Origin of the sequence: Paenibacillus sp., assembly GCF_031177825.1 — a bacterium.
Classification (GTDB): domain Bacteria; phylum Bacillota; class Bacilli; order Paenibacillales; family YIM-B00363; genus Paenibacillus_AE.
In genome coordinates this window covers 294,971-319,093 of the sequence record NZ_JAPSKE010000006.1, presented here as the reverse complement: position 1 = coordinate 319,093, position 24,123 = coordinate 294,971, and the positions used below count along the sequence as shown (strand labels likewise).

18 protein-coding genes and 1 pseudogene are annotated in these 24,123 nt (G+C 64.4%); 6 read left to right on the top strand and 13 right to left on the bottom strand.

Annotation, left to right across the window (positions count from 1 at the left end):
• A pseudogene (locus tag RIN49_RS10140) lies at positions 1–229 on the bottom strand (hypothetical protein); the annotation flags it as partial.
• Between the two features lie 202 nt (positions 230–431).
• On the opposite strand from RIN49_RS10140, the gene RIN49_RS10135 reads away from it, so the two are divergent.
• Both RIN49_RS10135 and RIN49_RS10130 read left to right on the top strand, forming a co-directional pair.
• Entirely contained in the window at positions 432–872 is a 441-nt protein-coding gene (locus tag RIN49_RS10135) for a hypothetical protein (protein ID WP_309120056.1), read from the top strand.
• Positions 869–1,552 carry an AIM24 family protein gene (locus RIN49_RS10130; protein ID WP_309120055.1) on the top strand — a complete coding sequence of 228 codons (684 nt, stop codon included), beginning with the start codon at positions 869–871 and terminating at the stop codon, positions 1,550–1,552. The genes RIN49_RS10135 and RIN49_RS10130 overlap by 4 nt, the downstream gene beginning before the upstream one ends.
• 73 nt (positions 1,553–1,625) lie before the next feature.
• Here RIN49_RS10130 and RIN49_RS10125 read toward each other — a convergent pair whose 3' ends face one another.
• From RIN49_RS10125 to RIN49_RS10115, 3 genes are read right to left on the bottom strand one after another with little or no spacing between them, the layout of a single operon-like run.
• A complete protein-coding gene (locus RIN49_RS10125) occupies positions 1,626–2,138 on the bottom strand; it encodes a GNAT family N-acetyltransferase (RefSeq protein WP_309120054.1) in 513 nt (170 codons plus the stop codon).
• Between the two features lie 22 nt (positions 2,139–2,160).
• Complete coding sequence (locus tag RIN49_RS10120) at positions 2,161–4,905, bottom strand: HAMP domain-containing protein (protein ID WP_309120053.1); 2,745 nt, start codon at positions 4,903–4,905, stop codon at positions 2,161–2,163.
• Positions 4,902–7,289, bottom strand: coding sequence for a copper amine oxidase N-terminal domain-containing protein (locus tag RIN49_RS10115; RefSeq protein ID WP_309120052.1), 2,388 nt, complete (start codon positions 7,287–7,289; stop codon positions 4,902–4,904). The genes RIN49_RS10120 and RIN49_RS10115 overlap by 4 nt, the downstream gene beginning before the upstream one ends.
• A 184-nt stretch (positions 7,290–7,473) precedes the next feature.
• On the opposite strand from RIN49_RS10115, the gene RIN49_RS10110 reads away from it, so the two are divergent.
• From RIN49_RS10110 to RIN49_RS10100, 3 genes are all read left to right on the top strand, one after another.
• A complete protein-coding gene (locus RIN49_RS10110) occupies positions 7,474–7,860 on the top strand; it encodes a DUF4280 domain-containing protein (protein ID WP_309120051.1) in 387 nt (128 codons plus the stop codon).
• A 39-nt stretch (positions 7,861–7,899) separates the two neighbouring features.
• Positions 7,900–9,498: an MORN repeat-containing protein gene (locus RIN49_RS10105; protein ID WP_309120050.1), complete on the top strand. Its 1,599-nt coding sequence runs from the start codon at positions 7,900–7,902 to the stop codon at positions 9,496–9,498.
• Between the two features lie 144 nt (positions 9,499–9,642).
• A complete protein-coding gene (locus RIN49_RS10100) occupies positions 9,643–10,878 on the top strand; it encodes a TolB family protein (RefSeq protein WP_309120049.1) in 1,236 nt (411 codons plus the stop codon).
• A gap of 157 nt (positions 10,879–11,035) precedes the next feature.
• On the opposite strand, the gene RIN49_RS10095 is transcribed toward RIN49_RS10100, so the two are convergent.
• Complete coding sequence (locus RIN49_RS10095; protein ID WP_309120048.1) at positions 11,036–11,869, bottom strand: sugar phosphate isomerase/epimerase family protein; 834 nt, start codon at positions 11,867–11,869, stop codon at positions 11,036–11,038.
• A gap of 76 nt (positions 11,870–11,945) precedes the next feature.
• Between RIN49_RS10095 and RIN49_RS10090 the strand changes: the two genes are divergently transcribed.
• A complete protein-coding gene (locus tag RIN49_RS10090) occupies positions 11,946–12,173 on the top strand; it encodes a hypothetical protein (protein WP_309120047.1) in 228 nt (75 codons plus the stop codon).
• On the opposite strand, the gene RIN49_RS10085 is transcribed toward RIN49_RS10090, so the two are convergent.
• From RIN49_RS10085 to RIN49_RS10050, 8 genes are all read right to left on the bottom strand, one after another.
• Complete coding sequence (locus RIN49_RS10085; protein WP_309120046.1) at positions 12,133–12,594, bottom strand: ATP-binding protein; 462 nt, start codon at positions 12,592–12,594, stop codon at positions 12,133–12,135. The genes RIN49_RS10090 and RIN49_RS10085 overlap by 41 nt on opposite strands.
• A 62-nt stretch (positions 12,595–12,656) precedes the next feature.
• On the bottom strand, positions 12,657–14,345 hold the full coding sequence (locus RIN49_RS10080) for a hypothetical protein (RefSeq protein ID WP_309120045.1): 1,689 nt from the start codon (positions 14,343–14,345) through the stop codon (positions 12,657–12,659).
• A 24-nt stretch (positions 14,346–14,369) separates the two neighbouring features.
• A complete protein-coding gene (locus RIN49_RS10075; RefSeq protein ID WP_309120044.1) occupies positions 14,370–16,457 on the bottom strand; it encodes a phage tail protein in 2,088 nt (695 codons plus the stop codon).
• A 15-nt stretch (positions 16,458–16,472) separates the two neighbouring features.
• On the bottom strand, positions 16,473–18,641 hold the full coding sequence (locus tag RIN49_RS10070; protein WP_309120043.1) for a putative baseplate assembly protein: 2,169 nt from the start codon (positions 18,639–18,641) through the stop codon (positions 16,473–16,475).
• Between the two features lie 47 nt (positions 18,642–18,688).
• Positions 18,689–21,841, bottom strand: coding sequence for a putative baseplate assembly protein (locus RIN49_RS10065; RefSeq protein WP_309120042.1), 3,153 nt, complete (start codon positions 21,839–21,841; stop codon positions 18,689–18,691).
• A gap of 11 nt (positions 21,842–21,852) precedes the next feature.
• Positions 21,853–22,254 (bottom strand): GPW/gp25 family protein, encoded by a 402-nt coding sequence (locus RIN49_RS10060; protein ID WP_309120041.1) that lies wholly within the window; start codon positions 22,252–22,254, stop codon positions 21,853–21,855.
• 24 nt (positions 22,255–22,278) lie between these two features.
• A complete protein-coding gene (locus RIN49_RS10055; protein WP_309120040.1) occupies positions 22,279–22,998 on the bottom strand; it encodes a phage baseplate assembly protein V in 720 nt (239 codons plus the stop codon).
• Positions 22,998–24,098: a phage late control D family protein gene (locus tag RIN49_RS10050; RefSeq protein ID WP_309120039.1), complete on the bottom strand. Its 1,101-nt coding sequence runs from the start codon at positions 24,096–24,098 to the stop codon at positions 22,998–23,000. The genes RIN49_RS10055 and RIN49_RS10050 overlap by 1 nt, the downstream gene beginning before the upstream one ends.
• Positions 24,099–24,123 lie beyond the last annotated feature (25 nt).

Sequence of the window (24,123 nt, the reverse complement as noted above, 5' to 3'; positions counted from 1 at the left end):
CCAGAGCAATGCCGGATGGCTCGTTTTCGAGGCGCGTGAGCATCAAATAGCCGATGACCGACAGTCCGAGCGCGCTCGCGATCACATAGCCGGGCCGGATACGCCGCGATGCCAGCGGGGCCGCGATACCGGCGGCCAGCATAGCGAGCGCCGGCGGCCCCATCCAAAGCCCCGCTGCCAGCGGCGGTAGGCTGGCGACCAATTGTAGGTACTGAGTGACCAGCATCATCCTCCGCAGCGTTCTACTGGGAGCCTCGGGAGGCGTCCGACGAACTCTCGTTCATCATCGGCTTCGGCGCCGTCCCGGTCGAGCGGATCGACGAAGGCGTCGCCGCCTGCGCGAAGCGTGGTCTCCTTATTTGAGCGCTCTATGAAACTATTTGCACGATCATTAGTATTATTAGGTATTTACTGCTGCGGAGGTGAGGGACATGCGGCGACGCGTATGGTGCTATGCCGGTACGATGCTGCTGGCTTCCGGCTTGGCGGGTTTCGCCCCGTTTCAGGCGCAGGCGGAGGGACTATGGGATCGCGTGAAGGACGTCTATCATATGCCGGAGACGATGGACCGATTGGAAGAGCGGTTGTCCGAGACGATCCGTCAATCGGAGGAAGCGGCGGAACAGTTCCGCGAAACCCAAAGCATGTTGATGGAGGAAAACGAAGCGCTGCGCCGAACGAACGAGTCGCTCGAGGCGCGTCTATTGGCCGCGGAAGCCACAATCGCGGACCAGCGAGCGGCCGCGACGCGTTGGACGCGGCTGCTGGCGACGGCGGCGGCGCTGCTGCTGCTCTATTTCGCGCTCGCCCGGCTGCTTCGCTTCTTCGTGTGGCGGAGAGAGCATCATGCGGCGAAGGACGGATCCGCATGACGCCGTCCGATACGTCCGTGCTCGCCAAGCTCGAGGTCCCTCGGAACGCCGCGGTCCACGTCCTGCATCCGAAGCAGATCGCGGCGTTCCGAGGGACCCCCTCCCAGCGGAAGGACCGATTGCTTGCGCTCGGGGACATGTACCGCAAGAAGAAATGGCTGGAATCGGTCGTCGAAGGCCCCGCCGAGCTGTGGGTCGGGTTGCCGAGAGGTTTTTCGTATAGCACGCTAGAGATCGGGACGGAGAGCAGCCTGCTGTTTCTGTTTCGTAATGTACTGCATTACCCGGCAGGCATGACGATGTCCACGACCTGGCTGCCCGTTCGGAAGGCGCTCGCGGCCGGCGATCTGATGCGCGTCCGCTTCGCCGGTCCCGGCACGATCGGACTCGTCTCCAGCGGCCCGTTGGTCGAGGTCGAGCTGCATCCGACGGAGCCGGTGTTCGTCGACGTTCGCTCGCTCGTCGCCTTCCCGAAGGAATGCTCGCTCCGGCTAGCCGTATACGGCAACCCGCTTGCGAGCCAGCATATGCCTTATCAATGGCAAATCACCGGCACCGGAAGCGCGCTCCTACAATCGTGCGTACCGAACGCCCGCCTCGAAGCGGAGACGGATCATGACAGCTTCCTCCGCCGCGTGCTGCGGGAGATCGTGCCGTTCGGCGGCGTGTTATTTAAATAATTGGCTTGGCGCGGTTTCGGATAATAAAAAATCCCAACCCGCAGCGAGGCTGGGACGTTACGTCCACGTTTGTTCAGGATGACAGCATTCGCAAATACAGCAGCTTGCCTTCGCCCGGATAATAATAATCCGGCAGGCGGCACATGAATTGGAAGCCGTTACGCTCGAACAGCTTGCGCGCGCTCGCGTATTCCGGCAAGTCGCAGGTGAACGTCTCGACGTAGCGGCCGTTATTTTCGAGGATGTATTCGAACATGCGCTCGATGAGCCGCCAGCCGAATCCCCGATGCCGATGCGCCCGATGGACGCCGAAGTATTCGAGCCGGTAGCCGCCGCTCTTATGCTCGTTCTCGACGAAGAGGATCGCCGCGATCACCTCGCCGCCCTCCTCCGCGTACCAGCAGATGACGGCGTTCTCCTGCAGGCTGCGCATCGGCAGCCACCGCAGGTGATCCGTCTCTCCCGGCGTGAATCGTTGATCGTCGAAGCAATGCTCTCCCAGCAAGAAATCCGATACGCGCCCCGCCTCCGTACCGGTCTTCACCGGCTTGATGACGAACGGCGCTTCGCTTCCGGTCGGACTCATCCAGCGACACTCCCCTCTCGCGTTACTCGATCTTCAAAGCTCCGTTCCAATCCTGCGTCACGCCGTGCTGGTAATAATGGTCGCAGGCGAAAAAGTATAGCTTCGCCGCGAGATCGTCGCGATTTTTCTTCACGACCCCGACGAACGCTTCCCGCGCGTCGTAGAAGCGGCCGCCCTGGTACAGCATTACCGCGTCTTCGAACTGCCGCTGCGTCTCCCGCTTGAGCTTTCGGACCGGCTCCGGGTCGCCCTCGTAAACATCGTATAGTTCTATCGTACGCGCCTCGCCATACAGTTGTACCGCGCCCAGCTTGCGATATTCGAGACGCACCGTCCTCTTGCAGGCGGCCAGCGCCTCTTCCGTCAGCAGGATGGGGGCGCCCAGCTTGCCGGATGCCTTTTCCAACTCGCCCGCGAGCCGCACTTGGTCGGAGACGACGCTGCCTTCCATGCGCTGCTCCTCGCCGATGATGCCGATCATGACGTCGCCGATATGGATGGAGATGCCGATCTCGATCGCCCGGTATCCGCTGTTATCGCGGAAGCCGTTGTACGTGGCGAGCGTCTCCCGCATCTTAACGGCCGCCTTCAGCGCGTCGCCCGGATCGTTCGGGAACAACGCCAGCATGCCCGGACCCAAATACCGGCTCGTAAAACCGCCGTGCTGCCGCACGACCGGTCCGAACACCTTGAGGAACGAATTGATGAACCGGAAGTTGTCCTCCGGCGTCAGCGTCGACGAAAATTCGGAGAAGTCCCGCATATTGCACACGAGCACGGTCATCGTTCGATGTACCTGATCGCCCAGACGAACCTGCGTCATATTGCCCTTGCCCAGCACGTTCAAGAACTGCTGCGGCACGAAGCGGAAATACGATTCGCTAAGGCCCGTCACCTCGCGGATGTATCGCCGGATCGAGCCGGCCATCATGTTGAACCGCTCCCCGAGCTCCGCTACCTCGTCTCGCGTCCGAATGTCGACCTCGGTGTCCCATTCGCCGCTGGCGATCAGATTGACGCTGCGGCGCAGCCTGCGGATCGACGAGATGAGGTACACCGTCATGACCGTGATCACGATCAGGATGACGCCGCCGATCAAGGCGATCATGCCGAGGACGTCGGACAAAATCTTCAAGTGACTTTGCCTGACGCCGTTCATGTCTTTCCCGGTTTCGTAGATGCCGATGATGTCGCCGGATGCGTTATACAGCGGACCCAGCGCGTACATCCATTCCCCGGTCGCGTCTTCCCACTCGCCGGAGACGATCCGCCCTTCCTTTAACACGAGCAAGTTTTCCTCGGACGTCAGGAACGGGCGGAACATCGTCACGCTGTCGTCGTCGTCCATAATAATGTACAAATTCCCATCGATATACCGGTAGACGGTGCTGTACAGCCCGTCCCGGTTTTCCCCGGCTTGGCTGAGCAAATCGTTCATGCGCAGCTTGATCGCCTGGTAGTGTTCGCTCATGAAGTCGAGCGGAGAATTCAGCCGCTCCAGCCGCTCGCCGTCGACGAGATGCTTCCCGTTGCCCGCGAGCAGCATCAGCTGCCCGCGCATCTCTTCCTTCATCTCGTTCGTGAACGAGTCGTAGACCGAATAGGACAGGCCGACCATGGCGGCCAAGATGATCGGCACGATGACGCCGAGCTGCTTTACGAGCAAGGAGATGCGGCGCTTCATCAAGCGGACGTACAGGTGGCGGATCGTCGCGAAGAACGACGCGGCCGCCGCCAAGATGAGCGCCCAGTACGCGTAACGGAGCCATATGGTGGCTGTCGGATACCGGTACGTACTCGTCCAATGCGCGATGCGTCCCGTCGGATCGACCTCGATGATCTGATCGGTCGTCGCGACCGTGATCTTCCCGTGGCCGACGTATAAATTCGTGAAGTCCGACCACTCGACGTCTCCGAACTGCTCCGTCAGCTGCGTGTACCGCAATAGCGACTGGATCGGGTAGTGCGGTTGGCCGGCGTCCAGCCGCTGCACGGCCGCTTCGTGATAGTCGATGAAGTAGACGTGCCGCCCGTCGTTCGTGAACACCTGCACCGGGAAGTTCAACTGCACCGTGCCTTCGCCGGGGTACAGCATCGTCGGGCTCTCCGTCGCGTCGACCGCGTACAGCCGGCCGCGCTTGGAGGTGAAGTAGAAGCCGTTCGGATCGCTTCCCGTCAGCTCGGAGACGTACCGATTCGCCGGCAGCGCGAACGTGCGCAGCTCATCGGGCGCGCCGCCGCCCGCCGCGAGCCGGAATAAGACGACCGTATCGACCTCTTTGCGGAAAAAGTGCACCGCGCCTTCCTTCACCGACAGGCCTTGAATCTTGCCGACGCGGAGCAAGTTTTCGGAGGCGGCGTAATCGGCCTCGTACAGCACTTGCTGCGTCTCTCCGTCCGGGGACACCTTCAGGATCCGTTCGCCGGACACCTTGAGCCCGTAAGAGTCCAATATCGCGAGCAGCACGTACGCGTAGCCCTGTTCGTCCGTCGCGATGCCGTCGAACAGCTGGATCGTGCCCGGCAACGCATCCGCGTTGCTCGAAACCGAATACACCAGCTCCCCCTCGGGGTTTACCTTGATCAGGGAGCGCTTGGAATTCGCGATCGTATAGAGCGAGCCTTGGGCGTCGGTCGCCACCCGGGAGATGTTCGAATACGCCGCTTCGGTTTGATACGGCGCGGTCGACCAATAGTCCCGCTGCGTCCCGAGGGCGACGAACAACAGCGCCGTCAGGCAGAGCAGGAGGAAAAACTTCGTTTTCATGACAAGCCCTCACTCCGTTCCGCCGTCGCGCTCGGTTCGCCGAAGACGACCCCTTGCCGCAAACTCTCGCTCCAATACGTCTTCATTCCTAATACCGCCTCGAAAAAGGATACCGGCACGAACGTCTGTCCATTCGTCATATACGTCATCGACGCCAGCTCGATCCGGCCGGACAAGCCCGCGACGTCCTTCGTTCCGACGCGAATCGCGATCGAACCTTCGGCGCCGCGAAGCGTCGCGGTCGACGTCTTGTCGTCCCAGACGACCTTGTACCCGAGCGCTTCCGCGTACGGTCTCACAGGAACGTACGCCGTCGTCCCGATCAGCGCCGGCGCGGCCGTCAGCTTAACGGGCGCCGCCGCGAACGCGACGGACGTCGCCGGCAGCGACTCGGCCGTCGCGCCGTCCGGCGTCGTCCACGGCTTCGCCGCCTCGAGCGCTTGCAGCTCGGCTTCGACGTACGCCGTCTTCGCGTCCTCGCCCCATCCCGCAAGCGTCTGCGCTTCCAGCGCGAAGAACAGCCCGAGCTCGAGATACGGCAGCAGCGCGTCGAGCTCCGCCGTCTTGGCCGCGCGCGCCTCGGGCGTGCTCGGCGGACCGGACGCGCCGGGTCCTCCCGGCGACGCCGGCAAGCCGAGCGCTTCGAAGACCGCCGACGCGGCCGCCGCGAGCTTCTCTTCCATCGCCGCGGCGACGTCGGCCGCTCCCGCTTGCTTCGCCAGCCCCGCCGCTTGGGTCAGCTGGTCGAACTCCGTTAACAGCAGCGCCGTCACGTCGACCTCGTTTTCTCCGGCTTCGCCTTCGCCGCTTGCCGTCTCATCGCCGCTCGCCGTGCCGCCAGCCGTGCCGCCGCTCGCCGCGCCTTCATCGGCGCCCTCGGCAGCGGCCTTCTCGGCGGCCGCCTCCACCTGCGCCTGCAGCCGCTCGGCCGCCGCCGTCAACTCCGACTCCATGTCCGGGTCGTACGTCACGAGCGGCTGATCGGCCGACGCGTCGGCCCCGGCCTCGCCCGGCTTCGCCGGCGGCTTCCCGACCGACGCCCGCACGTCGCCGGACAGCCGCTTCGCGAACGCGCCGCCGGTCGCGTAATGCAATCCGACGACGGCGTTGAAGTACGTCCCCTTCTTCTCGACGGCGTCGAGGCGCGCCTTGGCGTATGCCTCCTGCGCCGCCGCGAGCGCCTCGTTGCCCGCGAGTCCGGCCTTCTGCTTCGTCGCCGCCGACTGCATCGCGGCGAGCGCGTCCGCTTCGTCGCGAATCGCCTGGCGCATCGCCGTCTCCTCCATCGTCGCGGCCAAATAGTATGCGTTCACCTGATCCGCGAGCGACTTCGCATGCTCCCGCTCCAGCGTCGCCGCCGTCGCGTACGCCAATACCGCCGCCGGAAGCGTATACGGCTGCTCGCCGAGATACTTCTCCATCGGAGGGAACAGCAGTTTCTCGAACAACGGCCGCGCCGCGTCCTTCCGTTTCACCTCGGCCAGAAACACGTTATACACGCTAAGCGTCAGCTTGTAATCGACCGGCCGCAGCCGCAGCGTCGATTCGAGCGGCTTCATCGCGTCCGCGCCGAAGAACGAACGGTACAGCTCCAGCGCGAACGCGTACTTCTGCTCCTCCAGCTTCCGCGCCGACTCCAGCTTCCGCAGCGTCGGATCCGCCTCGACCGCGGAACGAACGAGCGCGGCCGCTTCCGCCGTATCCACGCGTACGTCGAGAAACAAATCCGCCGCGCGAAACTTCGTCAAGCCCCCGCCGCGGTACGACTCCTCCAGCTTCCGAGCCGCGTCGTCCATCGCCTTCTTCGCGCTCGCCGCATCTTCTTTCGCCTTCGCGTACTTCTCCTCGGCGCGCTTCAGTTCGTCCTGCGCCGCGAGCCCGAATCGGGCGCGAGTCGCGACGACGTCCCGCGCCTGCGCCATCTGCGTCTCGAACTCCCGCGCGATGTCCGCCTTCGCCGCCGCGACGACGTACGCCGACGTCGTCGTCGCCGCTTCCTTCTCCGCGTTCCGCGCGGCCAGCTTCAAATCTTCCTTCGCGCCGTACAGCTGCTGATTCGCCGAGGCGAGCCGGCTCAGCTTCGCCAGATCGCCTTCGAGCGTCGCATCCTCGCCGCCCGTCTCGAGCAGCGAGGCGCGCGACCGATCGATCGCCGCCGTTACGTCGGTAGATTTCTGTTGTATCATTGTCCGGTAGACTTCTAGACCAGAGTGCTTGTCGGCCGCCGCCGCGACCGCTTTCCCCCAAGCCGCGCTCAGCGGCTCGACGCCTTCCGCGGCCAGCGCGCGCGCCGGTCCCAGGACGGACGGCACGGTCGTTCCCGCGAAGCAGCCGCTTATGGTCGTTGCGATGGCGAGCAGGGTTGCCGTCGTTCGCCGTTTCACCCGGCCGTTCCCCTCTTTCTGTCGCTACCGGTTCCGTAGCATTGTCGACATAAGTTCATAGTACTACAAAAAAATCCGTTTGTGCTTTTAAATATGTAAAATTTTAACCTGGAACGCCCCCCAAAAAACAGGCAAAAAGTAGTATAATACGAGGATATGAATCGGATCGGAGAGGGGAACCTTCATGGGTCAGCTCGTATGCGGAGGAGCGATGCTCCAATGCTCGTTCGGCGTCGCGCCGAGCCCGTTAATGGTGCTTCCGGCCAACCGCGTGCTTACGTCCATGCCGATCGCCAACATCATGGACAATAAGCCGATGGTCAACATTTTGCCGTTCGGCATGTGCCAGTCGATGGCGAATCCGACCGTCGCGTCCGCGACCGCCGCCGCCTTCGGCGCGCTGACGCCCATGCCGTGCGTTCCGGTGACCGCCGCGCCGTGGGCGCCGGGCTCGCCGACCGTGCTCGTGGCCAATATGCCCGCGCTGAACAACACGTCCAAATGCATGTGCAACTGGGGAGGCGTCATCTCCGTCACCCAACCGGGGCAAATGACGATTCAGGTACCGTAGTCCGCCAAATTCGAAGGACCGCCGAAGGAGACGAACCCCGTGATCGAGAAAATCGTCAAACCGTTCATCACCCCGATCCAAAAGAAGATTCTGATGCCGATGAAGCGGGCCAAAAGCTGGCCGAAGCTTCTGGTCAAATGGCTGAAGAGGAAGTTCAAGGAGATTTTGGGGCAGAAGGAAATCACGAAGGCGAGCTACGTGCCGATCGGCAACTATTACGTCTCCAAGAAGCTGATCGTCATCGTGATCATCGTTATTTTGGCGTTATATTTTCTCATTTTCATCAAGCCGCCGAAGTTCGTGAACAAGCTCCTCGCGCGCAAGCCCGCGGTCACCGTCGCCCAAGACGGCACCGCGGCGGCGTACACCGGCGCGGCGAAGCTGTACGCCGCCGACGGCACGCTCCTCTTCGAGGGCGAATTGGCCGAGGGGCTGTATCAGGGACCGGGCAAGCTGTTCGAGCCCGACGGTTCGGTACTGCAGGAAGGCACGTTCGAAAAGGGGCAACTGCTCCAAGGCAGCGCCTACGACAGCGAAGGCGTCCTCCTGTACGCCGGGTCGTTCGCGGCGGGCATGTACTCGGGACAAGGCGCAAGTTATTACCCGAACGGCGCCGTACGGTACCAAGGCGAGTTCCAGGCGGGCATGCCGAGCGGTCAGGGACGTCTGTTCGACGAAACCGGCGTTCTGCTATACGAAGGCGCCTTCGCGAACGGCGTGTACGCGGGCGAAGGCACCGAATACGACAGCGCAGGCAACATCCGTTATCAAGGCGCGTTCCTCGCGGGCAAATATAACGGCGCCGGCAAGCTGCTGACCGTCGGCGGGGTCGTCCGCTACGAAGGCATGTTCAGCAACGGCCTGCCGACCGGACAGGGCGTCATGTATTATCCGAACGGCGGCAAGCAGTACGAGGGCGCCTTCGCGGCGGGCGAATACAGCGGCGCGGGCCAATTGTTCGCGACGAACGGCATGCCGGCGTACGTCGGCTCGTTCCTGGCGGGCAAGTTCCATGGCGACGGGGAACGGTACGGCTCGCTCGGCACCGTCGAATACCGCGGCAAGTTCGCGAACGGACGCATGAACGGGCCGGGCGCGTGGCTGCGGCCGGACGGCACGGTCGCGTTCCAAGGCATGTTCAAGGACAACGAACCCGATTACGCGGCGTTCCTCGGCGCGACGGCCGCCCGTCTCGAGGAGCTGTTGGGCGGTCCCCCGACGACGTTCGACATCGAAGGCGGAGCGCCGGCGATACCGGAAGCGCCTGAGGCTTCGCCGGACCCGGCTACGGAAAGCGACGCGAGCGAGGAAGCTTCGGAAGAGCCCGTCTTCGTCCCCGAACAACCGGCGCCGAACGCGGATTTGCTTCTTGCTTATCCGGATCTTCGGCTGACCTTCGTCTTGTCGACGCTCGAGGACGGCACGAACGGCGTCAGCGAAGTGCGCCTGCTCTCGGGCGACGCGCTCGACCGCGCGGCGGCGAGATTGGCCGAGCTGGCGGCGCAAGAACCGTCGATCGGCCCGTTCTCGGTCGACGCCGACGACGAGCGCATCTACCAATGGAACGGCACGACGTTCACGATTCAGATCGCCTCAGGCGGCAAGCCCGTCTCCGGCACCGTTCGGAAAACCGTATAAAGCTTCGCCGCGCAAACCGTCGACGTCGTCGACGGTTTGTTTCGTGTTCCGCCCCCTTCCGACAGCCGGCAGCGGATTTCTTCCCTTGACTCCGCACATAATCCGCTGGGAAAGCAGGAAGCTTAAACCAAAGGGGTGCGAACGATGCGGAGATGGATCGGCTTGTTCGTCGCGGCGACCCTGTTGGCCGGAAGCGGAAGCGGCAGCGTCGCCCGAGCGAAAGAACTTGAACGACCGCCGGAATTGAAAGGCGCCTTCATTCGGGAAGGCGACCTCTGGCTGAAGGAGGGGCGCAAGGAACGCTTGCTCGCCGATCGCTCCGCCCCCGTCCGCGCGGTCGCTTGGTCCGGCGACGGACGGTGGCTCGCGTACGAGACGCAGGAACCGAGCGATGAAATATGGGTATACCGGGTGAAGGACGGGAAGGAGACGAAGCTGTGCGGCGGATGCGGGGAATCGGCTTGGGCGCATCGCGAAGCGAAGCTGGCGTATCGGATGGACGGCGGGGTGTACACGGTGAACATGAGCGGGGAGAACGGTCTCCCCTCGCGGCCGATCCGGCGCGCGGACGGCGTCGGCCGATTCGGCTGGCTGCCGGACGACCGCGGCCTGCTCGCGGCGTCGCTCCCGATGCGCGAGGGCGACGAGTGGAAGCCGCTTACGTTGTACGCCGTTCGCATCCGCGGGGTCGACGGCGAGACGAAGCCGCTCATTACGCTGCCAGGTCCGACGGAACGGTTTCTGGCCGTCTCGGTCAGCCCGTTCCGTTGGTCGCCGGACGGCCGGTGGGTCGCCTTCGTCGCCGAGCCGACCGCCTCGTGGTCGATGGACAGCAATACGCTGTGCCTGCTGTCCGCGGACGGAGCGCGTTTCTTCGCCGTCGGCAAGATGCTGTCGCGCGAAGACTGGTACGGCTGGGCTCCCGGAAGAAGCCGACTCGGCTACATCGACGGAGAAGGACGGTTCGAGGTGTCGAACAAGCGCTTTGAGTATAAGGACGCCCCTTCGTCGATCGCGCCGTCGTACACGCCGCCGGGCGTCATGGATCTCGGCTTCGCCTGGCTGCGCCCCGACCTCGTCGTCGTGTCGAGGGCGCCGGAGCTTTCCTGGGACGAAGGCCCGGTTCCGAACGCGGAGCCGTCGTTATATGCGTTGGACCTGAAAACCGGGAGCGCCCAGCGGCTCACGAGACCGCCCGAGGGGAACGGCGACTTCCACCCCATGTACGTCGCCTCCGCGAAGCGGTTGACCTGGGTGCGCGCGGCGGGACGACCGAGATATCCCGCCGACGTCTGGACGTCGACCGCCCGCGGCGCCGGCGCCGCCGCGTACATCCGCGACGTCGACGCGCCCCCCGTGTGGCTCGAGCTCCGTCGGTAGACGGAAACCCTCTCACTGTATCTAAAATCCCCCTTCGACAAATCCGCCGTTTATAAGAAAAACCTCCCTCTACTATCGAGCCCGAATCGGCCGAACGGCCGGTTTCGGAACGAAATAGAGGGAGGTGTTTCCCGCTAGAAGAGATAGAAAATACCGTCTAATCCGCGACGTACGACTCGACGATCGCCCGGACGCGCTCGATGCCCGCCCACATGTCGCCCGGACCGTCGTACACGAGCGTGATCGGTCCCGCGAAGCGGGCGTCGCGCACGAGGTCGAGGCAGCTGCGCAGCTCGTCCGCGTCCGGGATCCCTTCCGCGTCCGTCTTCGCCTTCGCGTGAATTTCTTCGGCGCGCGGCACGATGCGGCCAAGCTCCTCCAGCTTCTCCGGACCGCCGAAGTTGCCGAAGTCCGCGATCAGACCGAGCCGATCCCCGCAAGCCGCGAGCAGCGCCAAGCAGTTGTCCGCCGTCGACGTAAGCGGGCGGAAGTTTTCCGTCACGACCCGCACGCCTTGCGGCTGCGCGTAATCGCACAGCTCGCGCAATCCTTCCGCGGACCGCGCCAACGCGCGAGCGTCGTCCGGCGCCGATTCGCCCGCGACGACGCGCACGCGCTCGGCCCCGGCGGCGGCGGCGAAGTCGATCCAACGCTTCAACCAAGCCAAGTCGGCCTTGCGCCGAGCGTCGTCGGCGGACGAAATATCGCCGTAATCGAGCAGCAGCGTGAACAACCGAACGCCCGCCGCCTCGAACGACCCGCGAAGCCGACGCGCGTACTCCTCGCCCGGGTCCGGGATATGGAAGTGGCAGACGTTCGCCGCTCCGTATCCCTTCTCCGCCAGCGCGGCCGGCAGCTCGAGCAGCGACAGCAGCTCCGGCTGCTCCTGCGTCTCCGTGTAATGCCCCGCTCCGGCGCCGTCCCAGCGCGTCCAGCGCAGCGGGCCGAGATTTCGATGCAAGCTCCAAGTCGTCAACGAGAAAAACCGCATGCGAATCGCTCCTGTCTCATACAAATTGAATATCTGTCCATTCCTCTCTAAGCACGTTAGGAGGCGCGATGTAGCGATGTTAAAACGAGTCTATTGGGTAAGCGACAAGCTGCCGGGCGTCGTGACGGCCGGCGTCGGCTTCCGCGCCGACGAAGATGCTCCTTACGAACGCTCCATAGAGCGTTGGGAGAAGGAGGGCGAAGTCTGGGCGTACAAGGGGACCCAGTCTCCGGAGAGACAGCGTCAGCTCGAAAGTCACCCGTTCATCCATGCGAAGCTGGAAGGAGCGGCAGCCGAGCGGTAACGGTCGTGCCGCGGCCGAGCTCGCTTTCGAACGTCGCGGCGCCCCGGTGGCTCTCGAGAATCGTCATGCCGACGGCGAGACCGAGTCCCGTTCCCTTATCCTTCGTCGTAAAGAACGGCTGACCGATCCGCGCGAGCGCGTCAGGAAGAATGCCTTCCCCCTGGTCGGCGAACGTCGCAACCGCTTCCGCGCCGGCCCGAGCGAGCTCGGCGGCGAGACGACCGCCCCGCGGCATCGCCCCGAAGAGCGAGCGGTATTCGTCCAGGCTCCCTTGCAGCTCCGACTTCGATGCGGCGATATCGCGGAAGCGCGCCGTCAACCCTTCCGCGCAAGGCGAAGCGATCGCGTCGTACCACCGGCCCGGCGGTTCGGGATATAGGCTTCGAATTGTACGTTCCTGTTTGGTGAGACGATACGACAAAACCGACGTACGCCGCGAGCGCTCGCCGGTTCAATCGAACCTGTCGAAAATAAGGTCGGGCGTCAGCTCTTCGCCGCCGCGGCCTCTTTGGCGTTCGCCGCTTCGTCGAAGACGCCGAAGGCGGACCCGAACGCCGCGCCTTCCTCCTGCGGCTGCTTCGTCGCCCACCATCGGATGCGCAGACGCGTCCGATCGGTCTTCTGCAGCACGCGGACGCCGATGCGGAACGTGCCCTTCTTCGGATAGGAGATCGTAGCGATCGACACGCGGGGGAGGCCCGAATCGTATTCGCTCTTCGCGAACACTTCGGTCGCTCCGAAGTATACGGCGTCGCGGCGGTCCCACATCTCGGGAAGCGCCAGCTCTTCCTTCTCGTCCGAGAGCGCCGTCTCGAACCGAACGGAGCCTTCGCCGAGCGCGTGCTCGAGTTCCTCCGAGTAGAAATCCCGCTGCTTGCGATGCCACCACTTCAGCTTCTTGGGAGGAATGATCGAAATTTCGACGATGCCCGTATCGTGCAGCTTCTCCGGCGGCGCCTCTTCTTCTTCCTCGTCCTCGTACGGTTTTTCCGCCGCCTGCGGCGCCGGGAACGGAATCGGCGCGTTCAGGGCCGGCAGAACGGAGGCCGCCGCCTCGCGCACGGTGCGAATGATTTCCTCCGTGCCGCCCTTGCTGCCGACGATGCGGTACAGCATCGACGGATTGATGACGTATTCGTCGAACGGCATCCGCTCGACGCTGTCGATGACGTACGTCGGTCCCATCTGCAGCAGGTTTACCTTGGCCAAGTAAACGCAAGGCTCCGAAGGCGCGTCGATCGCGCGGTCGAGCGACCGTTCGTGGAAGGCTCGCAACATGCGAGCCGACGCGGACTCCTCCGCCACCTCGACCGACTGCCTCACGTCGGACAGCTCCGTGACGAGCCGCTCGCCGATGACGAGCCGGGCGGTGCCGCGGCGCGAACGCAGCGAGGCGCGCATCGACGCTTCGCCTTCCGGCAAGGGCAAGGCGCGCAGCGTCGCGACGGCCGTATACGACGCTTTCCCGCCGTCCGTCGGCTCGGAGAAGACGATGCGGCCGCCATTTTCCTCAAGGAGGCTGTCCGCGGCTTCGACCCCGGTCCAATCGGGGGTATATTCGAACTCGACATGCGGCGTCTGCAGCGTCTTCTCGATCCGAATTTTCATCTCGAACGTCTCGCCGGGCGTCACGTACCGCGGTACCGTCTGCAGCACGCGCACCTGCGCGTCCTGGTACCACACGCTCGTCTCCTCGACCAGATCGCTGTACTCGAACGCCGTAGGGGGCGGCGCTTCCTCGCGGACGAACAGTCGGTAGCCTTCCATGATGCGGTTGTGCTCGCTCACTTCCTCGGTGCGGCCCGACGCGCCGGCGACGGAATGGACAGGCTCCTTGCCCTTCTCGTCATAGCCGACGCACAGGTAGACGTTCTTCGCGTATTCGTTGTTCGTAAAGCCCTCGAGCATCGACAGCTTCAGCGTCACCGGCGACGGCACGACGATCTCGCGGCCGAGCTGGTCGAGCGCGACCCCGGTTTCCACGGAGACCGACTTCTCGTCGACCGCCACCACCTGCAACCCCGCCACGACGCCGCTGCCGAACAAGAGTCGGTTGGTCAGCCTCCGCTTGTCGGAGACGTACGTCTGCTCCGATACGAAATCCCGTACGGTCAACAGCTTGCCGTAGAAATACCGGTTGCGCTCGAATGGCACGTATCTCGACTTGTTCATTCGCTGATTCCTTCTTTCCTTTGGTTATTCCAACCGCGAATCGAGCTCCAGCCGCGTGTGCTGATCCACCCGGTTGTCTTGGCCGACGTCGATTGTGATCGTATGGTGCGGCATCGAAGAGCGCCCGTCGAGCGTGAGCAGCGTAGGCTCCGACAATACCGTGTTGAGTCCGAGGTAGGAGTGCAAATCCATGTACACCCAAGGCTGCAGGACGATGAGCCTCGCGGTCGCGAACGCCGGCTTGCAGCTGTCGATCAAGTGCTGCAGCGTAGCCCGCTTCGTTTCGGAATCCGCGTGCTCGGGCTTCACCAAGACGTTGAACCCGTGCGGGTCGGTGACGTACAGCTTCTCGGCCACCTCGCCGAGCTCCGAGTGCTCCTTCAGCGTACGCAGCTGATCGTATTCCATAAGGATCGGCTTCTCGCCCGTGTAAATTTCGATCAACGTCTCCAGCGCGTACCGCGTGCCTCGCAGCTTATAGATGCGCGGAGCGGCCTTGAGCAGCTTGCGCAGCTGTTCGTCCGTCCAATGGTCGTCCTCCCGGAGCCCGATCCACGTCAGCAGCCAGCGGAGCGACGGACCCGAGGACGCCTCGGGATCGAACGACCGCGGCACGCCCGCGATGCCGGCATCCGTCTCTTCGAGCATCGTCTGGAATAAGCCGAGGAACCGTTCCAGGAAATCCTTGCTTTTGCGATCTTGCTGATACAGCGCGGGAAGGTCGTTCACGTACGATTGTCTCGGAAAATGCACCTGCACCCCCCGCATCGTCGGCGCGTTCGCCTCCGAACCGATCAGCTCGATATATAACCATAAATATCGGCCCTTGGCCCTAAATAGAAGCGCATCCTTCGGATCGACGATCGGCTCCGACCAGAGCTCCCGCAGCGCCGCCAGCTTGACGTCCGGTTCGATCGCGGGATCGGCGACGTACCGATCGAGATCCGGAACCAGCTGCCCGCCGACGACGGCCGCCTTCCGATCCGAAGCGTAATAGCGCACCCGGACCTGCGTATCCGGCTCGCCGACCGCGTCGACGACGATCTTGTGCCACTCCGTCTCGGTGGACGTGCTGTCGAGCGCGCCGCCGATCCAGACGCCCATGCGCCGGCGGAACGGCTCCCATATCGCCGTCTCGGGCTTCGCCCGCAGCGTCGTGACGACCGCTTCCTCGTTGTCCCAGACGTACATCCGGCCGCCTTGGCCGGCCTGCAGCCGGTCCGCGCCGCCGGGACCCGCTTCGCCGATCGGCTCCGCCCGCCCGTCGCGGCCGAGGCGCAAGAGCGCGCGGCCGCCGCTCGCTTCGACTTGGCGGATCAGCCAGGCGCCGCCGTCCGGCGCGGCCAGGATCGCGGCCGCGGGCGTCGCCGCCTCGGGCAGCGGCGCGAACGCCGGCCGTTCCGCAGCGTCGAAGTCGAACGGCAGCGCGGCGGAGGCGTCGCGATCGAGCAGCCAGCCGGCGCCGCCGCCCCCGAGCGACAGCTCGAAGCGCCGCGGCCGGAGGGCGGGAGGAGCGTCGCCCTCGCCCTCTGCCGCCGAACGAACGTCGAGGTCGACGTCGAGTTCCCCGGCCGGCTCGCCCGACGGCTCGAATCGCAGCAGCTTGAGGACGGGACCCGCGTCTTCTTCGACGACGGCCATGACGACGGTCCGGTCGGCTCCGTCCGCCGCGACGGCATGCGCGCGGAACGGCTTGCCGCCCCAATCGGACTTCGCCCAGAGCACCTGGGCGTTATCCGACGACAGCAGCGCCAGCGTCGGGCTGCTCTCCGGATCCGCGGCGGCCCACATATCGCTCAGGACCGCGACCGACGCGCCGCTTCCGAACCAGCCGTGGCCGGGCGGCAGAAGCGACTCGGTATGACCGCTGACCATGTCGGCTTTCCAGACGCCGGCCGCGCCGTCCAACAGAAACCATCGCCCGCTCGCGTCCGCGGCGGCGTCCGCCACGGGACGGACGATGCGCGGATGGTCCGCCTCGTCGCGGCGCGCCGGACGGTAGACGTCCTGACGCACGATCGTGAGGCCTTCGTCGTCGGCCGTCAGATGCATCCGAACGCCGCGCCGCCATGCGGCTATCCCGCGCAGCGAGAAATATCGCGCTTCGCTCACCAGGACTCCTCCTCCCTATCTTCCGGATGACAGCAACTCGATCTCGTGCGCGCCGCTGACGACGAGGCCGTTCGGCGGAATGCGGACGTCGCCGCCTTCCTCCTTGAACACGTCCTTGCCGTCCGCCATCAACCACACGTCTTGGATGTAGACGACGCCGGGCACGCTGTGAATCGCGTCGTAGACGTCGCCCTTATACACGGAGCGTCCGAAGTCCCAGCGCGCGAACCAACGGTCGATCGCCTCATGCACCCGGCGCTCCTTCGCCTCGTATCGAGGGTCGACCACGACGATCGCGCGGACGCTCACCTTTACGTATTCCGGCGGCACGACATGGAACTTCGTCGTCAGCAGCCGATACGGCTCCAAGTAGTTGCGCACCGTCTGAAGGAAGCCCGCGCTCGGCTTCGCCGCTTCGCGGCGAGACCTCGGCTCCACGACGACCGTCACGTCGCCGAGCGTTCGCTCCTCCGGGTAGTCCCTGATCCCCGGCCGGAAGCCGGGGATCGCCTTCACGCGAGAGACGGCGATGCCCGGGATGGCCAGCACGAGCCGCTCGATGTCGTCTTCGGTCACGCCGCAGTCCGGCGTAAGCACGCCGCGCTGCACGCGGCGCAGCGCTTCGCCCGTCGTCTCCGGCTCCGCGCCGCCTTCCGCCGGGCGGACGTTCTCGATGGTGATCGACTCGGCTACTGTCGGGTCGTCCGCGAATCGGATCTGTCCTTCCTTCACGTTGCCGATCGCGCCGCCGCCGACCCGCAGTCCGATGACGCGGATGTTCGGGAAGCCGGACGCCGGCGGCACCGCGCCGCGCTCGCCGTCCGAAAACCGAAGCTCGCCCTCGGCGTCGTCCAGCGCGTAGTGGCGGCTGTCCGGGCGCGAGCGGTCGAAGTCGTCGACCCGGCGCCAATCGTGCCACACCGTCGCGGACGCGCCTTCCGGCACCCAGCCGACCTGCACGTGCAGCGCGTCCGGCAGCGCCGGAGCGATCGGCAGCTTGACCCGCTGGCCGGAAATGCCTGTGCCGACGCCGCAGGCGGCGCGCCCGTACAGCTCCGGCGAGACGGCGATCAAGCGGATCGCGCCGACGCCTTCCGGCGGAATCGCGCCGCGAACGCCGTCGCCGAACGCAACGGTCACTTCCCCCGTACCGTCGTCCCGCGACGTCCGGAACGCCCGGCGCGGACCTTCCGGCCACGTCTCGACCTCCTCCCAGTCGACCCACCCGCCGTCCGCGCCGCCGCGCGTCTGCGCCTGAATGACGCCGCGCGAAAACAGGGCGTGCCGCGGCTTCAGCGCGAGGCCCGGCGACCCGGCGCCGTCGAACGTCTCCACGACGGCGTGCGAGAAGCCTTGCGCCGCCGACGTCTCGTTCACATGCAGCTTCCGGACGCGCGGAACCCGGTCGTACGCGCCGCCGGTCATCCGCACGGATAAGCGGCGGGTCGCCGCCGGCAGGAGAAATCGGACCGAGCCGCTCTGATGGAACGCGTACGTCTCGTCCAGCTCGAGCGGGAGCGGCGCCCATGACGCCGTGCCGTCTTCCGCCTCCGCCCAGTACGTCCACTCGACCGTGCCGGACGGCGCGAACGAGGCTTCGTTCGGCGGTATGCGCTTCGCCTCGAGGCCGCCGTCGAACGCCAGCTCGATCCAGAGCGACAGCGGTTCGTTCGCCGGCAACGGCTCCCGGAACCGAATCGAGAACCGGGCGCCGACCTCGCCGTCCTGACCGAACGGATAAAACGGCGCATGCCCGTTCTCATCCCCCGCCGACACCTCGCGGCGGCCGGACGCGGTCGTGACCGACAGCCGGACGCCGTCCGCCGGTACGACCGTCAACGGCCGCTCCGTCTCGTACGGCGTATCCCCGGCGCGCAGCACCGTGCCGACGGGCAGCTTGAGCGCCCGGCCCGCGCCGGAGAAGACGACCGACGAACGCGCCGGCATGCGCGGGAGCGGCGCCTCGCCGAGCAGCTTCAAGAACTTGCGCTCGTGGTTCGTCGTCAACCGGTCCAATCGGTACTGCTGCACCTCGAGATGCCAAGCGAGCATCTCGAGCAGCGTAATCCCGGGGTCGTGCGTGTTTTCGTCGGTCCACTCCGAGAAGATGCCCGGGATCAAGTCTCGGGCTTCCCGCACCAGCTGCTCGAACGTGCGGTCGTCCAAATTCGGTAACGGCAGCATGCCTGCGATTCCCCTCCCCTACGTAACCTGTTTCGATTGCCGTAACGCTACTTGCCGATTTCGACGAGAATGCGGTGCTCGCCCGGAACGACGATGCCGTGAGGCACGTCCTCGATGCGCTCCGGGTTCCACTCGACGCGTTCGCCGTTCTCCGACTTCATGACGGATAGCGAAATTTGCGGGATGTGCAGCACCGGTCCGACCGCCTTGAGCAGCGCGTAGAACATCGATCGGTGCACGATTTGCCCGATGTCCCAGCCGGCGCCGTCGGCGCCCCCGGTCAGCGGATCGAGGAAGCGGTTCAGCCGCTTCACCGCTTCCCGCTCCACCGGTACGACGTCTTCCATCGATCGCACCCACAGCGTCGCCTGGACGCCGATCTCGAGCACGGCCGGATCCATCACCTGGATGGCGCCCGGGAACGCGACGTTCGCGGCGGCCCGTCGGATCAGCTCCTTCTCCACATGGCGCTTCAGCTCTTGGAAGAACGGTCCGCTAAAGGAGCCCGACTTCGGCAGGACGACGATCGAGATCGCGCCGGGCTCCTTCTCGAGCTTCACGTTCACGTTCGGCAGGCACTTCACCCTTGCTACGTTCGGGTGCGCCTCCCGCGTCAGCCATTCGAAGTCCTCCGCCGTCACCGCTCGGTGCCGGTGGGTGAACAGCTTCGGTCCTCGGCGTATGGCTTCCTCCACCGTCCCGGAGTCGCAGCCGCCCGCGGCCGGCTCCGGATTGCGCACGGCGTCGATGTACGCGATGGAAGCGCGGATCGACGCGATCGCTCCCGCCGGGACGTTGCCGCGGCGGCCTCCGCCGGTCGCGTACGTCACGCGGACCGAGTCCTCCGTCAGCTTCGACGGCAGCTTCCCTTGCTGCCCGTTGCCGAACGACAGCCTGCCGGACGCCCGATCGAGCGCATAATGCCGATCGCGAGGACCGGACAACACGAAGTGAGGCACGGCCGCGTACTTGACCCAGCAGCGTATCATGTCGCCCGCCGTATCGCGCACGATGTCGGTCGCGACGCCTTCCTCCTCGAGCTTCTTCGCCTCTTCCTCGGACATCGTCTCCGTCTCGTCGACCCACACCTCTTCGGAGAGCACCGGCGTTCGGGAGAGGACGTATTCGACGCGGACCGTCTCGTCGACCGTATCGTACGTCTCGACGCGCTGCGGCAGCTCGTTCTTCAGCGTCTCCTGCTGCTTCGCGAGCGCCGAATTCAACGTCGCATGCAGCGCCCGCGGCGCGTCCGCCGCTCGCTCCTCGGCGTCGAGGGACGCGTCGCGGTTCACCGCGCGAATCCAATACCGCTCTACGCCGAAAGCGGATTGATAAGCGAAGTCGCGCGGTCCGACGAACTGGACCGTGCCGCTGCGCGTGAAGCCGTTCGTATCGTCCGCCGCCGCGAGCGGCGCCCAGACGGCTCCGCCGCCGCTGCGTTTGAGGTACTCCCATTCGATCGGGGGCACGTCCCGGTCGAGCGTCCGCTTCGTCCGCAGCGACCAATACAGGTGGATCGGCCCCCGCTCCGGCGGCTTGTCGAAGCCGAGCCAGAGCGCCGGGTGACCCCCGTCCAGCTTCAGGAACGGCCGGAACGCGAAGCCGCCGGTCCGCGCCTCGAGGGTGCGCTCCTGCACCTCGAGATTGTTACGGATCGTGAATCGCTGCGGCGGGTAAACCGGTTCGGGATATTCGAAGCGGCAGCGCAGCCGCTTGATCGTCGGCGAATAATATACCGCGTTGTTGCTGTACGCGTTCTGTACCGAAAGAATGCGTCCGCGAATCCAAAAGTTGTCTTCCGAATTGACCGCCGACTCCTCGAGGTCCTCCGGTACGACGAACCTGATCTCGCGCGGTTCCGTCCCTTCGTACGGCAGATGGAAGATGCGCTGCGCGTCGTCCTCCGCCTGCAGGCGCACCCAAGCGCGGCCGTTCCAATACTCCCATTGGACGTTCGCGATCGTCACCGGATCCGGAATTTCCGTCTTGTCGACCTCGGCCCGCTTCATGATCGGCTTCCAATTGATTTGCGGCGGGCGGTCGGGCAGCAACCGGTTCTGCCGGAAATTCAACTGGAACTGCATCGTCACGTTGGCGCCTCGCTTCGAGAACGCCTCGCGGTTCGCGATGTAAAACACGCCGAACGGCGCGAAGAAATCCCCGAACGGCTGGCATTCGTCCGCTTCGACTTGAATGTCGTTGAAGTACAGCCGATCCGGCGCGATGCCGTCCCCTTCCTTCGCGACGAGGAAGTCGCTCTTCAGGTCGAGCATGTCGAGCTGCACGCTCGCGAGCTGCGGCGTACCCGTCGCTTCGTCGAGCGATCTCGCCCGGCACCGGATCCAGTAGCCCTCTTCGCCGAACAGCGTCGTCCGATCGATTCGCGCCCGCCGCCGCTTCGTCAGCCGAATGCGAGCGCCGTTGCCGAACACGCGGTCGAACGCGACCCACTCGCCGCCGCTGAAATATTCCCATTCCACCGCGTTCCGATCGGACAAGTACCGCACCGTCTCCGGCACGGCGTACGCGTTGCGCGTATTTTTCACCGTCATCTCGATGTAGGTCGGACTGTTCAACAGGAAGAGAAAGTCGTGCTTCAAATAAAACACGTGCTCCTGCAGGTTCGCCCCCTCCGGACCGAACAGCGCGACGCCGCGGCCGTCCGGCCCGGTCTCGATCTTCGCGAACGTCCGCTCTTCGTCCTCGTTCGCTTCCTCCTGCAGTCGTACGATGCGATCGCGCTTCGGACTGATCGACAAGCAATCGGTCAGCTTCGCCGGCGACACGAGCAGCGCGTCCACCGTCTCGAACAGCACCGGTTCGAGCTCGCCCGGCGGCGGCGGCGCGGTCAGCTGCGTCCCCGGCTCGACGTACACCGGCTCCGTCGCGCCTTCCGCCAGCTCGAAGACGACCTGAGCGAGCGACGAACGCGCCGGCAGCAGCTTGGCGTCGAACCGGTTCAGGAACGTTAGGAAGCTCTTGTACGGCACCTGATTCAGACGGCGAATGTTGCCCTCGAGCAGCTTCGCGAACATGAGAAACAGCGCGGTGCCCGGATCCGGATCGTCCGGCCGAAACCGCCATTCCGGCGTATAATATGGCGCCAGCCGCTTCATCTGTTCGATGAGCGCGGCGGCGTCGCGATGATCGACGGTCGGGGATAAGACCCTCGGGTCCCCTCCGGAGCTTTGATTGGCCATTCGTCTCTCCCCTAATTAGCGCCCTCGTGCAAATAGAACGGATACACTTGGTTGAACAAGTTGTTCGTCGTGCGCACTTCGTACAGCACATGGATCAGCAGCTTCTCCGCGTCCCGCGCGTCGCGGACGACCTTCACCTCGACGTTGTGCACGCGAGGCTCCCAGACGCGCACCGCCTCCTCGAGCTCGGACTCGATGAGCCGCAGCGTCATGTCGTCCGTGCTCTCGAACAGGAATCGCTCGATGCCGGAGCCGAAGGTCGGCCGCATGATGCGCTCGCCCCGGGACGTCCAGATGATGACCCGGATCGCCTCGGCGATGTCGTCCTCGTGCTCCGACATTTTGATGCGGCCGGTCGCCTCGTCCACCTCGATCGGGAATTTCCATCCTTTTCCCAAAAACGCCTTCGACATCCTCCAGCCTCCTCGCTCCGAAACCTAGTTGATCTTCACCATCGAGCCCTTAATATTCAACATGCCGTCCGACGCGATATCGACCATCGCGCCGCCCTTGAGGCTCAGCTTCGCGGTCGCCTCGATCGCGATCTCCGTCGACTTCAGCGTCAGCTTCTTCGTGCTCTCCACCGTCGCGTCGCCCTTGTTGTTGATCGTCACCTTCGTCGTGCCGCTCTTAATTTCGATTTCGCCCGAGCTGCCGCCCTTGATCGTTATGGCGTTCGCGCCGGGTTTATCCTGCAGCTTGATCGTCTCGTCCTTGTCCGTCATCTCGAGCTTGAGGCCCTTCTTCGTGACGATCGACACGCTCTCGTCGCCGGCCTTGTCGTTGAACGTCAGTTCGTGGCCGGCGCGGGAGACGATCTTGCGGACGTTGTTCTTGTCGTCCTTGCCCGCCGGCGGCTTGTTCTTGTCGTTCCAGAGGGAGCCGACGACGAACGGCTGCGAGATGTCGCCCAGCTGGAACGCCAACAGCACCTCGTCGTTCACCTCGGGGATGATCAGCGTGCCGTTCTCCTTTCCGGCCATCGGCTGCGCGATCCGCACCCAATCGGACTCGGTTTCCTGGGTCAGCATCGGAATCTTGACCTTGACGCGCCCTTTGTTTTCCGGGTCTTTGTTGTTCGTGACGATCCCGACGACGACGCCGTCGATCTTCGGCAGGATGCGCGCGTTGGCGGCATTCATAGAATCGTAAAGCATTAGACCACGTTCCCTTGGACTTGGAATTGGGTGACGTAACCGGAGCCGTCGAGAATGTGCGTCGCGCGCGACACGTAATACGCCGCGTCCAGCTTCTGGCCGATGCCTTCGATCTTGACGAACAAGCCGGCCCGCAGCTCGGGAAGCCCGACGACTTCGCCTTCGCCCGACACCAGCTTTAACGCGCGGCCGTTCAAAATCGCCTTCGCGAGCGTATTCGCCTCCTCTTGGCTGGAGACGTTCGCGTATATATGTTCGATGAAATTGGAGCCGCCCATCGTCTGGAGCAGGTTGATCCCCGTTTTCGTATTTCCGTTCGATTTGTCGATTTCGGTCGCCGTGCCTTTCAGTTCCTTCTGTTCTTTCGCGTTCCAGGCGTGCACTTCGACCTTGCTCACTTGCTCGGAGAGGTTATGCTCCAGCGAAAATTCGTTCAGATTTTTCATGTAGGTCAGCGTGATGACCGGCGTTTTGTTTTTGAACCGCTTGCGGAAGTACAGCTTCTTGCCGACGATGAAGAACTCGTAATTGAGCGCGATCGCCATGTTTTGCAAAAATTGAAAATCGGATTGCTGGCCTCGCGCGAGCAGCGGAATGTTCGTGCCCGTATCGTCCACCTCGGCGCTGAGGCCGTGCTCGGAGGCGATTTGCTTCGCGATGTCGGACACTTTTTTGTCTTGCCACGTTTCGATTTTTTGCCCCCGCATCAGCTTGATCGAGGAATCCATGCCCGTCACGACGACGACCGGGGTGCCTTCGCGCGGCAGCGAATAGTTCACGGCCGTAATATAGCCGGAGAAGACGGTCGTCAGCTGATCCTTGTAGCCGAGCTCGACCTCGATCGTGCTGCCGAGCGCATACTTGTCGGTCCAGGCGAAATCCCGTTCGATCTCGTCGTAGGCGTTCGCGATCGTCAGCGTCGCCGTGTCGGTATCGATCGCCGTCGACGTCGACACGCGCACGTTCGCGATCGCCATGCCGGTCGTCGTCGCGTCCGCGCCGTTCAGCTTCACCTTCGCGGTCGGCGCCAGGAAGTCGCCGTATTTCTTCGCCAAGTCGTCGTAGGTATGGCTCGAGGTCGACAGCGTGACGTCCGCCATGATCGCTCCTCCTTCGCTTCGGGAT